This is a genomic window from Campylobacter sp. JMF_11 EL3 (assembly GCF_027736965.1).
Taxonomy (GTDB): Bacteria; Campylobacterota; Campylobacteria; order Campylobacterales; family Campylobacteraceae; genus Campylobacter_B.
This window is the reverse complement of the sequence record NZ_JAOVTJ010000001.1, coordinates 370,067-383,295: the sequence shown is the minus strand read 5'-3', so window position 1 is coordinate 383,295 and position 13,229 is coordinate 370,067. Positions and strand designations below refer to the sequence as shown.

The 13,229-nt window shown below is 41.9% G+C and carries 15 protein-coding genes; 11 read left to right on the top strand and 4 right to left on the bottom strand.

The genetic code is table 11. The features are described 5' to 3' along the window. Window positions 1–101: 101 nt before the first annotated feature. Genes hemC through lolA form a run of 4 tightly spaced genes read right to left on the bottom strand, consistent with a single transcriptional unit; the run spans window position 102 to window position 2,518 of the window. Window positions 102–1,043, bottom strand: coding sequence for a hydroxymethylbilane synthase (gene hemC, locus OFN67_RS01875; RefSeq protein ID WP_270867964.1), 942 nt, complete (start codon window positions 1,041–1,043; stop codon window positions 102–104). Beyond that, window positions 1,044–1,484: an FxsA family protein gene (locus OFN67_RS01870; protein WP_270867963.1), complete on the bottom strand. Its 441-nt coding sequence runs from the start codon at window positions 1,482–1,484 to the stop codon at window positions 1,044–1,046. Between the two features lie 35 nt (window positions 1,485–1,519). Then, the gene (locus tag OFN67_RS01865) at window positions 1,520–1,996 is read right to left on the bottom strand and encodes a low molecular weight protein-tyrosine-phosphatase (protein ID WP_270867962.1); all 477 of its coding nucleotides are present in this window, start codon (window positions 1,994–1,996) and stop codon (window positions 1,520–1,522) included. Window positions 1,997–2,005: 9 nt separating this feature from the next. Next, the gene (gene lolA / locus OFN67_RS01860; protein WP_270867961.1) at window positions 2,006–2,518 is read right to left on the bottom strand and encodes a LolA-like outer membrane lipoprotein chaperone; all 513 of its coding nucleotides are present in this window, start codon (window positions 2,516–2,518) and stop codon (window positions 2,006–2,008) included. 121 nt (window positions 2,519–2,639) lie between these two features. On the opposite strand from lolA, the gene secA reads away from it, so the two are divergent. The 11 genes from secA (at window position 2,640) to ychF (ending at window position 13,088) form a co-directional block, all read left to right on the top strand. Then, a complete protein-coding gene (secA, locus tag OFN67_RS01855) occupies window positions 2,640–5,306 on the top strand; it encodes a preprotein translocase subunit SecA (RefSeq protein ID WP_270867960.1) in 2,667 nt (888 codons plus the stop codon). A gap of 38 nt (window positions 5,307–5,344) precedes the next feature. Then, window positions 5,345–6,535, top strand: coding sequence for an ABC transporter permease (locus OFN67_RS01850; protein ID WP_270858822.1), 1,191 nt, complete (start codon window positions 5,345–5,347; stop codon window positions 6,533–6,535). A gap of 24 nt (window positions 6,536–6,559) precedes the next feature. Further along, the gene (locus tag OFN67_RS01845) at window positions 6,560–6,763 is read left to right on the top strand and encodes a hypothetical protein (RefSeq protein WP_270866334.1); all 204 of its coding nucleotides are present in this window, start codon (window positions 6,560–6,562) and stop codon (window positions 6,761–6,763) included. 125 nt (window positions 6,764–6,888) lie between these two features. Then, window positions 6,889–7,743 (top strand): bifunctional methylenetetrahydrofolate dehydrogenase/methenyltetrahydrofolate cyclohydrolase FolD, encoded by an 855-nt coding sequence (gene folD, locus OFN67_RS01840; RefSeq protein ID WP_270867959.1) that lies wholly within the window; start codon window positions 6,889–6,891, stop codon window positions 7,741–7,743. Then, window positions 7,744–8,589 carry a signal peptidase I gene (gene lepB / locus OFN67_RS01835; protein WP_270867958.1) on the top strand — a complete coding sequence of 282 codons (846 nt, stop codon included), beginning with the start codon at window positions 7,744–7,746 and terminating at the stop codon, window positions 8,587–8,589. A 9-nt stretch (window positions 8,590–8,598) separates the two neighbouring features. Continuing rightward, window positions 8,599–9,117 (top strand): RpiB/LacA/LacB family sugar-phosphate isomerase, encoded by a 519-nt coding sequence (locus tag OFN67_RS01830; protein WP_270867957.1) that lies wholly within the window; start codon window positions 8,599–8,601, stop codon window positions 9,115–9,117. Window positions 9,118–9,125: 8 nt separating this feature from the next. Then, window positions 9,126–9,368 carry a hypothetical protein gene (locus OFN67_RS01825; RefSeq protein ID WP_270858827.1) on the top strand — a complete coding sequence of 81 codons (243 nt, stop codon included), beginning with the start codon at window positions 9,126–9,128 and terminating at the stop codon, window positions 9,366–9,368. Further along, window positions 9,365–9,928 (top strand): adenine phosphoribosyltransferase, encoded by a 564-nt coding sequence (gene apt, locus OFN67_RS01820; protein ID WP_270867956.1) that lies wholly within the window; start codon window positions 9,365–9,367, stop codon window positions 9,926–9,928. The genes OFN67_RS01825 and apt overlap by 4 nt, the downstream gene beginning before the upstream one ends. Window position 9,929: 1 nt before the next feature. Continuing rightward, entirely contained in the window at window positions 9,930–10,553 is a 624-nt protein-coding gene (locus OFN67_RS01815; protein ID WP_270867955.1) for a DedA family protein, read from the top strand. Then, window positions 10,522–11,985 carry a leucyl aminopeptidase gene (locus OFN67_RS01810; protein WP_270867954.1) on the top strand — a complete coding sequence of 488 codons (1,464 nt, stop codon included), beginning with the start codon at window positions 10,522–10,524 and terminating at the stop codon, window positions 11,983–11,985. The genes OFN67_RS01815 and OFN67_RS01810 overlap by 32 nt, the downstream gene beginning before the upstream one ends. Beyond that, complete coding sequence (gene ychF / locus OFN67_RS01805) at window positions 11,985–13,088, top strand: redox-regulated ATPase YchF (RefSeq protein WP_270858831.1); 1,104 nt, start codon at window positions 11,985–11,987, stop codon at window positions 13,086–13,088. The genes OFN67_RS01810 and ychF overlap by 1 nt, the downstream gene beginning before the upstream one ends. The last annotated feature ends 141 nt before the right edge of the window (window positions 13,089–13,229 follow it).

Here is a 13,229-nt window from a genome sequence, read left to right as displayed (position 1 = left end):
AAATTTATCCCCTTTATAAGAAATATACAAGCCACCAAAAACAACAAAAACAATAAAATATTTTTCATATTTCTTAATATGCCAAATTTGCGTGGTTCGACTTACACCATTGCTTCAGCGCGTTTTAAAAGCTCTTTTGCCCCTTTGGCGATAAATTTATCGGCAAAATCTGCACCGATTTTTTGCGCCATTTTCGCATCGATTCCTGCGCGTGCAAGGCAGAGTTTGTCCTCGATAAACTCGCTTCCATCAGGCAGTCCTACGACTGCGCGCACGATTACGCTATCATCTGAGATTTGCGCATTTACGCCGATTGGCACTTGGCAACCGCCCTCCAATCTCGCCACAAACGCCCTTTCTAAATTTGTCGCAAGCACGCTGTTTTCGTCGTTTATGAAATTTAAAATTTCGAGCAACTTTTTTTTGTCGGCACACTCAATCCCAAGTGCGCCTTGACCCATTGCAGGCACCATTTCATCGAGCTCGAAGGTATAAACATGCGCCACTTCGGCTCTTAAATTTAGCCTATTTATCCCAGCCATTGCTAAAATTATCGCGTCAAATTCGCCGTCTTTTAGCTTTTTGAGGCGTGTTTGGACATTTCCACGAAGCGAAATAATCTCTAAATCAGGGCGCATTTTTAGAAGTTGCATTTTGCGGCGAAGGCTCGTGGTGCCAATTTTTGCACCCTTTGGCAGGTCGCTAAATTTAGCGTATTTTTCGCTAATCATCGCGTCCCTTTCGTCCTCCCTAGCGCCGATTGCAGCCAAAACTAGACCCTCGGGAAACACAACTGGCACATCTTTTAGGCTATGCACAGCTAGGTGGGCTTCGCCTCGGAGCATACACTCTTCTAGCTCTTTGGTAAATAGCCCCTTGCCACCGATTTTTGCAAGCGGTGTGTCTAAAATTTTATCGCCCTTGGTTTTCATGCTTTTTAGTTCGACCTTAACGCCGTGTTTTTGCTCGATTAGCGATTTTATGTGTTCGCTTTGCCACAGAGCTAGCACGCTTCCGCGGGTGGCTATGATTAAATTTTGCATTTATTCTCCTTTTTTCTCTTCGATGATTTCAGCGTCGATTATATCGTCGTTTGCGTGGTTTTTGGGTCTGTAATAGGTGCTGTTTTGCGCGCTATAATCGCTGCTGTTTCGATAAAATGTGTCGTTTTTGAAAGCGGGGTTTTTCAGGTATAAAATTACTGCCGCTACGAGCAAGCAAACGCCCAAAATATCGCTAAGTATGAGTGGCACACATAGCGCAAAACCAGCTGCGACAAAGCCAAATTCACTTAAAATATATTTTGGCGTGATACGAGCGAAATTTGCCAAATTTACCATTGGGCGTTTTGTCATCAAAAATAGCCCCAAAATCGTGCTGGCAAGGACTTCGATGACAAAAATCACAAATCCGTTTGCGTGCAAAAAATGGTATGTGATTACCATTTCTAGCACCAAATACGGAAGTATCAAAAACCTAAACATTTCTATCCTTGCTGAAATTTAAAGCGCCAATTTTATCAAAAGCTTTCTAAATTTTCTATTTTTTGCATTAGCGCTTCGCACGATTTGGCGATATCGTCATAACAGCTCTCAAAATCGCGCGTGTAGTATGGATCTGTGATGATTTTTTGCGATTTTGGCGCGTTTTGGCCTACCGCAAATTCGAGCAAGAATTTTACTTTTGGCGAATTTAGCCCAAAAATTCGGGCTAATGAGTGCATGTTTTCTTCGTCCATACACAAAATCAAATCAAATTTTTCAAGATCAGCTTTTGTGATTTGCGTGGCAACATGAGCCATGAGAGGCACGGCCTTTTCGCGTAATACTCGCTTGGTTTCGTAGTAGGGCGCAGAGCCGATTTCATCGGTGTGAGTGGCTTTGGAATCGCAATGAATTTTATCTTGCAAACCGCGAATTTTTACTAAATTTTCCATGACGGCCTGCGCCATTGGCGAGCGACAAATATTTCCGTGACAAACGAATAAAATTCTCATTTCTGCCCTTTATTGCGTGATTATGTCGTAGTGATTAGGGATATTTGGCGCGAAAATTTTCTCGTCTATTTTCTCGTTTTTGCGCACGCTTTGCAGATTTATCACGACTTTATTATCGAGTTTGTCGGTGTATGAGATCTGGCTAGGGGCGTCGTTTTGGGTAGTGATGAAGTATTTCACGCCGTCAAGCTCGGCTTCGTAAGTGCCTGATTTGTTTTGTTTCGCGCCAGATAAAATCGCCACTAAATTCGGCGTTTCTTTGATATTTGTGATGATAGCTTGCTTCAAATCAGGCTCGATGACCGTAACCTTTGTGAAGCTAAAAAATATATTTTTTTTCGTAGGGCTTGTGTAGTGCCACACAGCATGCTCTTTGGTCGCACTAAAATCGCCTGTGTAGTTGATTTTGGCGTCTTCGCTTTGGACGCTTTGGGTGAAATTTGCGCTTAGAGTGTCGAATTCGAGCGGATTTGCGAGCGAAAACGAAGCGCAAAGTGCCAATGCAAAAACAGATTTTTTCATATCTCAAACCTCTTTAAATTTAAAATTTTGCGTTATTATAGCTGTTTTTATTAAGTTTAATTAAATAAAAACTAAAAATATGGTAATATGTTCGGTTAAAATTTTAAAATGAAGGTTTGAAATGTTTAAAAGAGTAGTTAGAGGGATTTTTGGCACGAAAAACAATCGTGTGGTCAAACAATACGCAAAACGCGCAAAAGAGATAAACGCGCTAGAAAAAAAATACGAAGCACTCGATGACGAGGCGTTAAAAGCTGAATTTAACGCGCTTAAAGAGCAAATCCAAAATGGCGAAACAACGACTGATAAAATTTTGTATGATGTTTTTGCTATCGTCAGAGAGGCCTCAAAAAGGGTGCTAAATATGCGCCATTTCGATGTCCAGCTAATCGGCGGTATGGTTTTAAACGACGGCGCGATAGCTGAGATGAAAACAGGCGAGGGAAAGACGCTGGTCGCAACTCTTCCTGTGGTTTTAAATGCTATGAGTGGCAAGGGCGTGCATGTCGTGACGGTCAATGACTACCTAGCCAAACGCGACGCCGAGCAAATGGGGGTTTTGTATAATTTCTTAGGACTTAGCGTTGGCGTAGTAGTCGGTGGCGAGTATAACGATACTAAGCGCAAAGAGGCTTACGCTTGCGACATAACTTACGGCACAAATAACGAATTTGGCTTTGATTATTTGCGTGATAATATGAAATTTAGTGCAGATGACAAAGTGCAAAGAGGTCATCATTTCGTAATCGTCGATGAAGTCGATAGTATTTTAATCGACGAGGCTAGAACTCCACTAATCATCTCAGGTCCTACAAACCGCACACTTGATGGCTATGTCAAAGCAAATGAAGTAGCCAAACAAATGGTGCAAGGCGAGGCACCAGACGATCCAAAAGGAAAACCAACTGGCGATTTTATCCTAGATGAAAAAAACAAAAGTGTGCTAATTACCGAAGCAGGTATTGCAAAGGCTGAAAAACTCTTTGGTGTAGATAACCTATACAAGCTTGAAAATGCCGTGCTTAGCCACTATTTGGATCAAGCATTAAAGGCAAATTATATATTTAAAAAAGATGTCAATTATGTCGTGCGCGACGGACAGATTATCATCGTAGATGAATTTACAGGCAGACTAAGCGAGGGACGCCGTTTTAGCGAGGGCTTGCACCAAGCATTAGAAGCCAAAGAGGGTGTGCAAATCCAAGAAGAGAGCCAAACCCTAGCCGATATTACATTTCAAAACTATTTTAGAATGTATGAAAAACTAGCAGGCATGACCGGCACAGCCCAAACCGAGGCGACTGAATTTTCTCAAATTTATAAATTAGAGGTCGTTTCAATCCCTACAAATATCCCTGTGCAAAGACTAGATCAAAACGATTTGATTTACAAAACAGAGCGTGAGAAATTTAACGCAGTAATCGAGGAAGTAAAAAAGCTAAACAAAAAAGGTCAGCCAGTCTTAGTCGGCACCGCGTCGATCGAAAAATCAGAGCTACTGCACGAGCTTTTGGTTAAAGAAAAAATCGCTCACTCTGTGCTAAATGCCAAAAACCACGAAAAAGAGGCGCAAATCATCGCCGAAGCCGGTGCGAAGGGCGCTGTAACAATCGCCACAAATATGGCGGGTCGTGGTGTAGATATTCGCATAAATGATGAAGTCAGAGAGCTTGGCGGGCTTTATATCTTAGGCACAGAACGCCACGAAAGCCGCCGTATCGACAACCAGCTCCGCGGTCGCTCAGGCCGTCAGGGAGATCCAGGCGAGAGTAGATTTTATCTAAGCTTAGAGGATAATTTGCTTCGAATTTTTGGTAGCGATAAGATTAAAAATATCATGGAGCGTTTGGGATTAAAAGATGGCGAACATATCGAGTCTAAAATGGTCTCTCGTGCCGTAGAAAATGCGCAAAAAAAGGTCGAGAGCCTGCATTTCGAGGCTAGAAAACATATCCTAGAATACGATGATGTCGCAAACGAGCAGAGAAAGACGATTTATAAATACCGAAACGAGCTTTTGGATAAAGAATTTGACCTAAAAGACAAAATTTTGCAAAACCGCGAAGAGTATATCGCAAGCGTGCTAGATGATTTGGAGATTTTCGACGGAGATGAGAAGGAAAAATTCGATTATGAGGCGATAATAAACCGCATTTTAAATGATACTGGCGAAACGCTAGATGAGGCGAATTTGAAAAATGCTAATGATTATGGCGAGCTAAAAAGCGTGATTGTAGAGCAACTTCAAAGCTCTTACGAGGAAAAAATGAGCCAAATCGATCAGGCTCAGCGCAAAGAGATTGAAAAAATGCTTTATTTGCAAATCGTTGATCGCGACTGGCGTGAGCATTTATACCAAATGGATACCCTAAAAACGGGCATTGGACTAAGAGGATACAATCACAAAGACCCGCTAACCGAGTATAAAAAAGAAAGCTACAATCTCTTTATGGAGCTTGTTTTGCGCCTAAAAAGCGATAGTATCCGCACCTTGCAACTAATTCGCTTCAAAACCCAAGAGGAAATCGACGCCGAAAGAGAGGCTATGCAAGAGCAAATGCGTAGCGAAGCGCAGGACGAAATAAACGAAGCTAACACAAATGAGGACGAAATTTCAAATTCAAGCGAAAATTCAAATTCGAGTGAAAATCCAAGCACAGAAAATAACGAATTTTCGCTAGGCGCGAAAAAACCTAAACGAAACGACCCATGTCCATGTGGAAGCGGTAAAAAATACAAAGACTGCCACGGTAAAGGTGGCCCTAAAAAAGGCGGTTTTGCAAGGTAACTTGCAAACGCCTAATTTCAAAATTCACAGGGCAGACTTTGATAAAATATCTACTTTTTAAATATTTGCGTTTCGACAAATCACAGCCATTTATCACGCTTTCTGCGATTTTGGCGTTTTTGGGCGTGAGTATTGGACTAATGGTGCTAATCATCGCAATGGCGATAATGAACGGTTTCGATAAAGAATTTCAACGCAAACTCTTTACGATGAATTATCCTATCACGATACACAGCCAGTTTCGCGGTGGTATCACAAACGATGATGTCGAAATTTTAAAGGGTGATTTCCCAAATTTAAAATTTAGCCCATATATCAGCTCGCAAGTCATCGCCAAAAACGGCGATAGATTAGAGGGTGGAATAATCTTTGGCGTAAATTTGGCTGATGAAATTCAAATAAACTCAGTCGTCGCACAGGGGGCAAAAGACGCGAATTTGAGCGAATTTGGCATTATGGTCGGTAAGGGGATAAAGGACGAATTTATGCTGGATATGGGCGATAAAATCACAATGATTTTTACCAAAAACGACCCAGGCGGATTTGCGCTGATTCCAAAAATGAAGCGATTTGAGGTGCGCGCTAGCTTTGATTCTGGTTTGATTGCTTATGACAAGGCGTATTCTTACGCTAGCGTGGGCGATTTGGCGAAAATTTTGGGCTATGACGAGGGGCGATATGACGGGGTGCATGTTTTCTCGGACGATCCATTTAAGGACTTAGAAATCATAAAAGAAAATCTCCCGCCGAGCGCGCGCGCTGTTGGCTGGTGGCAACAAAACGGCAACTTTTTCTCAGCCCTTGCGCTTGAAAAACGGGCGCTTTTTTTGGTGCTTTTGCTAATAATCTTAGTGGCTAGCTTAAATATCGTTAGTTCGCTTTTGATGACCGTGATGAATCGTCGCCAAGAAATCGCGCTTTTGCTTAGCCTTGGAGCGAGCAAAAAAGAGGTGAAAAAGACATTTTTCTCGCTTGGGGCGACGATTGGCGGAAGCGGAATAATCTTTGGTCTTATTTTGGGGCTTTTTGGGGTTTGGTTGCTTGGAAATTTCGATATCATCGACCTGCCAGCCGATGTTTATGGAAGTAGCAAACTGCCTATGGAGCTCTCATTTAGCGATTTGATTTCTACCGTGGTAGGAGCTGTGATAATAGTAGCACTCTCATCGTGGTATCCAGCCAAAAAGGCCACCGAAGTCGATGTTTTGCAAACTTTGCGTAATGAATAATTTAAATTTAATAAAGGAGAATTTATGAAAAAGTTAATTTTATGCGCCCTAGTGGCTGGGTTTTTTATCGGTTGTGGTGGCACAAAAGAGCCGGGCGTGAGCGAGAGCGCGCCAATCGAGCAGAAAAAAATCGAGCCAAATTTCAACCAAAATAGCGCTGGTTGCACCACAGGCTGTATGGACGCTGTAATCAAAGCCCAAGAAGCAAACAAAAATATAAAAAGATAAATTTCAATGGTAGTTTTTTAACTACCATTTCTACTTAAAATTCCCAAATTTAGCCCAAAAATAAATCTGATTTTTATTAAATTTAAGGTAAAATTGAAGCTTAAATTTTTATTTAAAGGTTTTTTATGACTTTAATCGACGGAAAAGCGATAAGCGCAAAGGTCAAAGAAGAGGTAAAAATCGCAGCCACAGGGCTTAGTGCGAAGGGTGTAACTCCGGGGCTTGCGGTGATTTTAGTGGGCGAGGACAAGGCTAGTGCTACTTATGTGGCTAGCAAAGAAAAGGCGTGCGTAGCGTGCGGGATAAATTCTTACCCATATCATCTAAGCGCGCAAACTACCGAAACTGCGCTATTAGAGCTAATTTCTGAGCTTAATGCTGATGAAAATGTCGATGGCATACTTGTCCAACTTCCGCTTCCAAAACACATTGATACAAATAAAATTTTAGAAAAAATCGATCCTAGCAAAGATGTCGATGGATTTCACGCTGTAAATGTCGGCAGGCTAGTTAGCGGATTAGAGGCTTTTGTGCCATGCACGCCACTTGGCATTATGCGACTTTTGGCTGAATACGGCATAGCGACAAATGGCGCAAACGCTGTGGTAATTGGCAGAAGCAATATAGTCGGCAAACCTATGGCAAATTTGCTTTTAAACGCGAATTCTACCGTTACTATCACACACTCTCGCACCAAAAATTTAGCCGAAATTTGCTCGCAGGCTGATATCCTAGTCGCAGCGATTGGAAAGCCAAATTTCGTAACCCCTGATATGGTAAAAGATGGCGCGGTGGTCATTGATGTAGGCATAAACCGCCTAGAAAACGGCAAACTAACTGGCGATGTGGATTTCGACGCAGTCGCACCTAAATGCTCGTTTATCACGCCAGTTCCTGGTGGCGTGGGTCCTATGACGATCGCAATGTTACTTCAAAACACAATCACATCGGCGCGCAACCGCCTAAAAAGAAGCAAATAAATGAAATTTTTAGGTTCGCTTTATCGCTTTTCATCTAGCTGGGTTGGCACGATTTGCATTGTGCTTTTTATCATACTTTTTGTGGCGCAAGCTTTTGTGATTCCAAGCGGATCGATGAGAGTTACTCTTTTAGAGGGCGATTTTTTGTTTGTGAAAAAATTTAGCTACGGAATACCAACTCCTCATATCCCATTTATCGAGGTTCCAGTTGCCCCTGATAGCGACGGAGACGGACATTTAATCCAAGGCAAACGCCCAGCTCGTGGGGATATCGTGGTATTTCGCTATCCAAAAGATGAGAAAATTCACTATGTCAAGCGAAATTTCGCCGTTGGTGGAGATGAAGTTATTTTTGATTTAGATAATTTCTACCTCAGACCAAACGAGGGCGATGAATTTATAGAGCAAAACTACGATAAAAGCGACATTGTCATCTTAAACGGACAAAAATATGTCAAAGAGCCGTATAAATTCAAAGGCATAAATTATAATCCGCATTTTAGAAACGCCATGCGGGCAAGCATGCTTGGAAATTTAGAGCGCAAAAGCTTAGCAATGCGCCCTATAATGGTGGCTGAGAGCGAGAAGGTCTATGAATACGGCAGTGTGAAATTTAACGCATTTTATATCAAAGTTCCGCAAGATGAGTTTTTTATGATTGGCGATAACCGCAACAACTCAGGCGATAGCAGGTATTGGGGCACCGTGCCGTATCGCCTAATCGTAGGCAAGCCGTGGTTTACTTATTTTAGTATCGACCCAGATAAAAAAATCCGCTGGGAGAGAATAGGGCGCTTCATCTACACGCTTCAAAGCGATGAGAGCTTGATTTATGAGCAAAAATAAAGGGAAAATATGCAGATAAAAAAGGTTTTTATTGCGGGCGATCACGCTTCGCCGGCTGTGAAGGAAGAGGTCAAAAAAATAATCGCAAATTTGGGCTATGAGTTCGAGGATTTAGGCACAAATGACGAAAATATCAGCGTGGATTATCCTGATTTCGCGAAAATTTTGGCTGATAAAATTTTGGTTGAAAGCAAAAATTTAGCTAGCGCAAACGGCGAGCAAAACGGCGAAGATAGCACAAAATTTGGAATTTATGGAATTTTAATTTGTGGCACAGGCATTGGGATTTCGATTGCGGCAAACCGCCACACACATATTCGTTGCGCGCTTTGCCACGATAGCCTCACTGCTAGGCTTTGCAGGGAGCATAATAACGCAAATGTGCTTGCATTTGGCGCAAGAGTGCTAGGAATCGCAGAGATTGAGGATATGATAAAGACATTTTTTAGCACAAAATTTAGCGGCGGCAGACACGAAAGACGCGTGAATAAGCTAGGCGTGATTGCCTGCGATATGAGCGCAAAATAGGGCGAGATATGATAGTGGTTTTTGAAATTTTAAGCTTTGTTTTGGCTGTATTGTTGGTGCTTTCGATCCGTAAAAATATGAAAATTTACGATAAATTGGCAAAATGCGAAGATGAAATTTCAAAACTAAAAGAAAATCAAGAAAAGCTAAAATCTGCGTTGGAGCTTAGCATACAAGCCTTGCAAAGCGACGAAGCAGAAAAGTTAAATTTAAGATTGCAAAATGCAAAATTATTAAAGGATAGAGGATGAAAACTTTAAGCAATGATGATAAAGCTTATCTTTTTAAATCATTAAGGACTATCGAGGATTTCCCTAAACCTGGGATTTTGTTTTACGATGTAACGACGCTTTTGGGCGATAAAAAAGCATTTAGCTTTTTGCTAGATCATCTCGTAGATCGCTACAAGGATTACGAGCTTGATTATATCGTAGGGATTGAGAGCAGGGGATTTATCTTTGGTGCGGCACTTGCGGCTAGGCTAAATTTGGCTTTCGTGCCGATTCGCAAACCAAAAAAACTTCCATATATCACCATTTCGCAAAAATACTCTCTCGAATACGGCTTCGATCAAGTTGAAATGCATGTCGATGCCTTTGACGCAGTCGCAAATACGCAAAACCGCAAAGCCAGAGTGCTTTTAATCGACGATTTAATCGCTACTGGTGGCACTGCCAAAGCCGCGCTTGATTTGATTGCGCAAACAAATGCCGATTGCGTGGAAGCATGCTTTTTGCTAAATTTGCGCGCATTAAACGATCTGGGCGAATTTGAAGCAAGAACGAAAGTTTATTGTGTTTTAGAGGCTTAGTTTGGAAGAAACGCTCAAAGAAATTCTAACCCAGTATCATCAATACGCTTATATTGTGCTTTTTGCGTGGTGCGCATTAGAGGGCGAAATCGCGCTAGTTTTGGGCGGGATTTTGGCGCATGAGGGGCATATAAATTTACCACTTGGTATTTTTGTCGCGGCGTGTGGGGCGTTTGCGGGCGATCAATTTTATTTTTATATCGGCAGGTATAATAAAAACTACATTAGCAAAAAGCTCGCCACCCAACGCCGTAAATTTGCTATCGCGCACCTGCTTTTACAGCGTTGGGGTTGGATTTTGATATTTATCCAGCGATATATGTATGGTTTGCGTATGATAATTCCGATGAGTATCGGCATTACCCGTTATAGTGCCAAAAAATTTGCATTTATAAATTTTATAAGCGCGGTTGCGTGGGCGAGTATGACGATGATACCTGCGTGGTATTTCGGCAAGCAAATTTGGCAAGCGATAAATTTGATCGAGCAATACTGGTATTTTGCGATACCGCTGATTGCCGGAATTGTCTTTGGGTTTTATAAAATTTTTGCAAGATTAGAAAATCATTTTATAAATTTAAGAAAGGATAGAGATGAAAGTAACATTATTGAATCAAAATTTTGACGCGATAAATGCGGATTTTGAAGTGATTTTTATCGTCGGTGGCGACACGGCTCACCGCTTTGTCAAAGACGGCGATAAATTTGATTTTTTTGATTACAAAGGCGAGGGAAATTTGCTTTTAAGCGAGCAAAAAAGGCTATATATAGGCATAAAAGCCCTAGAATATGACCGCGTGAGAGTGGGCGTGGCACAGGCATACAATACGCTAAAAAATCTTAAAATTTCAAATTTTAAAATCGCATTTTATGATTGCGGTTGCACGAAAAAAAGCGCAATGGCTATGGCTGAGGGCGCAGTGCTGGGCGCGTATGAATTTAACAAATACAAAAGCGAAAAAAAATCCTACACTCTAAATGAAATTTTTATCGCTAGCGACACATATACAGGCTCAACGCTAGAAGCCGATAAAGCTGGTCGTGGCGTGAAATTTGGCACTATTATGGCGGACGCGGCGAATTTCGCCAAAAACGGCGTCAATGAAATCCCTGAAATTTACACTCCGCACAAAATGGCGGACGAGGCTGAAATTTTGGCTTCAAACTATGATGATGTCAGCGTAGCTGTGTATGATGAGAGATTTTTAGAAGAAGAGAAAATGAATGCGTTTTTGGCTGTCAATCGCGCCTCAGCTCATCGCCCGCGCCTAATCCACCTTACCTACAAACCTGAAAAATGCCTTCAAAAGGTCGTTTTCGTGGGCAAGGGTTTGACTTATGATAGTGGCGGACTTAGCCTAAAACCGAGCGATTATATGCTGACAATGAAAGCTGACAAAAGTGGCGCGCTTGCAGCTATGGCGATTATCAAAGGCGCTGCCGAGCTTGATTTGCCTTTTGAAATACACGCTATAATCGGCGCTACCGAAAACATGATAGGTGGCAACGCCTACAAACCAGACGATGTGTTAATCTCTCGCTCTGGCGTGAGTATCGAGGTGCGAAACACAGACGCAGAGGGCAGGCTGGTGCTGGCTGATTGTCTAAGCTACGCTCAGGATTTAAACCCTGATTTGCTAATCGATATGGCGACGCTTACAGGGGCTTGCGTAGTGGGACTTGGCGAATACACAAGCGGAATTTTAGGAAATAACGAAGAGTTAAAGCTAAAATTTAAAAATTTAACCAAAGCTAGTGGTGAGCTTTTTACAATTTTAGAATTTAACGATTATTTGCGAGAACTTATCAAATCAAATATCGCAGATGTCTCAAATACAGCGTCTAGCAGATACGGTGGCACGACCACAGCAGGACTTTTCCTCGATAAATTTATCAAACCTGAATTTAAAGACAAATGGCTCCATCTCGATATCGCAGGCCCAGCCTATGTCGAAAAAGCGTGGGGATATAACCAATTCGGCGCGACAGGTGCGGCAGTTAGAGCAAATCTATACTACCTAATGGCTCTGCAAAAAGAGCTAGAAAAGAGGGGCTAATGGGGCTTTCTGTTGGAATCGTAGGTTTGCCAAATGTGGGCAAATCTACCACTTTTAATGCGCTAACAAAGGCGCAAAATGCCCAGGCGCAAAACTATCCATTTTGCACAATCGAGCCAAACAAGGCTATCGTGCCGGTGCCTGATACTAGGCTTGATGAGTTAGCCAAAATTGTAAATCCAGAGCGCATTATGCACTCGACAATCGAATTTGTCGATATCGCAGGTCTTGTAAAGGGTGCTAGCAAGGGCGAGGGTTTGGGAAATAAATTTCTCTCAAATATCCGTGAAGCTGAGATTATTTTGCATATAGTGCGTTGCTTCGAAGACGGCAATATTACCCATGTCGAGGGCAGTATCGACCCTATCCGCGATATCGAAATCATCGAAACTGAGCTTGTTTTAGCCGATATCGAGCAGCTAGGCAGAAAAATCGAGCGACTAAACAAAGAGGCCAAAGCAAACGCCAAAGGCGCCAAAGAGGCCTTAGCACTCGCAAATGAGCTCTTAGAACATTTAAATTTAGGCAAACCTGCTTCAAATTTCGCAGATAAAGACAGCGAAGTCTTTGCGAGCTTAAACAAAGAGTTGCGCCTGCTTTCTGCAAAAGAGGTGATTTATGGTGCAAATGTCGATGAGGACGGCATAGCGCAGGATAATGAGTATGTAAAAGCTGTAAAAGAGTATGCAAATGCGAGAAATGCCGAAGTTATCAAGCTTTGCGCTAAAATCGAAGAGGAGTTAATCGGTCTAGGTGATGATGAGGCGCACGAAATGCTTCAAAGCCTAGGCGCAGAAGAAAGCGGACTAGATAATATCATCAGAAGATCTTTTGCGAAGCTAAATTTGATAAGCTATTTTACCGCTGGGGTTATGGAAGTGCGCGCATGGACGATAACCAAAGGCTGGAAAGCGCCAAAGGCGGCTAGCGTGATACATAATGATTTTGAGCGTGGCTTTATCCGTGCAGAGGTCATTAGTTACGATGATTTCGTGGCGCATGGAGGCGAAAGTAGGGCAAAAGAGGCAGGAAAAATGCGTCTAGAAGGCAAGGATTATGTAGTAAATGATGGCGATGTAATGCATTTTAGGTTTAATGTGTAATTTAATTTTTTTTTGAAAAATGCAAATTTTGATTTTTTTTCTTAAAATTTAAGTTTTATTAGATTAAAATCACTTGAAAATTTTAGGTTAAAGTTTCCAAATTTATCTAAAATTTTGGTAAATGGGCGCGTGTTGTCTTTT

Bases quoted from the DNA above. Each gene is read 5' to 3' on its own strand.
- hemC (WP_270867964.1), bottom strand. From the start codon at position 1,043: ATGCAAAATTTAATCATAGCCACCCGCGGAAGCGTGCTAGCTCTGTGG.
- OFN67_RS01870 (WP_270867963.1), bottom strand. From the start codon at position 1,484: ATGTTTAGGTTTTTGATACTTCCGTATTTGGTGCTAGAAATGGTAATC.
- OFN67_RS01865 (WP_270867962.1), bottom strand. From the start codon at position 1,996: ATGAGAATTTTATTCGTTTGTCACGGAAATATTTGTCGCTCGCCAATG.
- lolA (WP_270867961.1), bottom strand. From the start codon at position 2,518: ATGAAAAAATCTGTTTTTGCATTGGCACTTTGCGCTTCGTTTTCGCTC.
- secA (WP_270867960.1), top strand. From the start codon at position 2,640: ATGTTTAAAAGAGTAGTTAGAGGGATTTTTGGCACGAAAAACAATCGT.
- OFN67_RS01845 (WP_270866334.1), top strand. From the start codon at position 6,560: ATGAAAAAGTTAATTTTATGCGCCCTAGTGGCTGGGTTTTTTATCGGT.
- folD (WP_270867959.1), top strand. From the start codon at position 6,889: ATGACTTTAATCGACGGAAAAGCGATAAGCGCAAAGGTCAAAGAAGAG.
- lepB (WP_270867958.1), top strand. From the start codon at position 7,744: ATGAAATTTTTAGGTTCGCTTTATCGCTTTTCATCTAGCTGGGTTGGC.
- OFN67_RS01830 (WP_270867957.1), top strand. From the start codon at position 8,599: ATGCAGATAAAAAAGGTTTTTATTGCGGGCGATCACGCTTCGCCGGCT.
- OFN67_RS01825 (WP_270858827.1), top strand. From the start codon at position 9,126: ATGATAGTGGTTTTTGAAATTTTAAGCTTTGTTTTGGCTGTATTGTTG.
- apt (WP_270867956.1), top strand. From the start codon at position 9,365: ATGAAAACTTTAAGCAATGATGATAAAGCTTATCTTTTTAAATCATTA.
- OFN67_RS01810 (WP_270867954.1), top strand. From the start codon at position 10,522: ATGAAAGTAACATTATTGAATCAAAATTTTGACGCGATAAATGCGGAT.
- ychF (WP_270858831.1), top strand. From the start codon at position 11,985: ATGGGGCTTTCTGTTGGAATCGTAGGTTTGCCAAATGTGGGCAAATCT.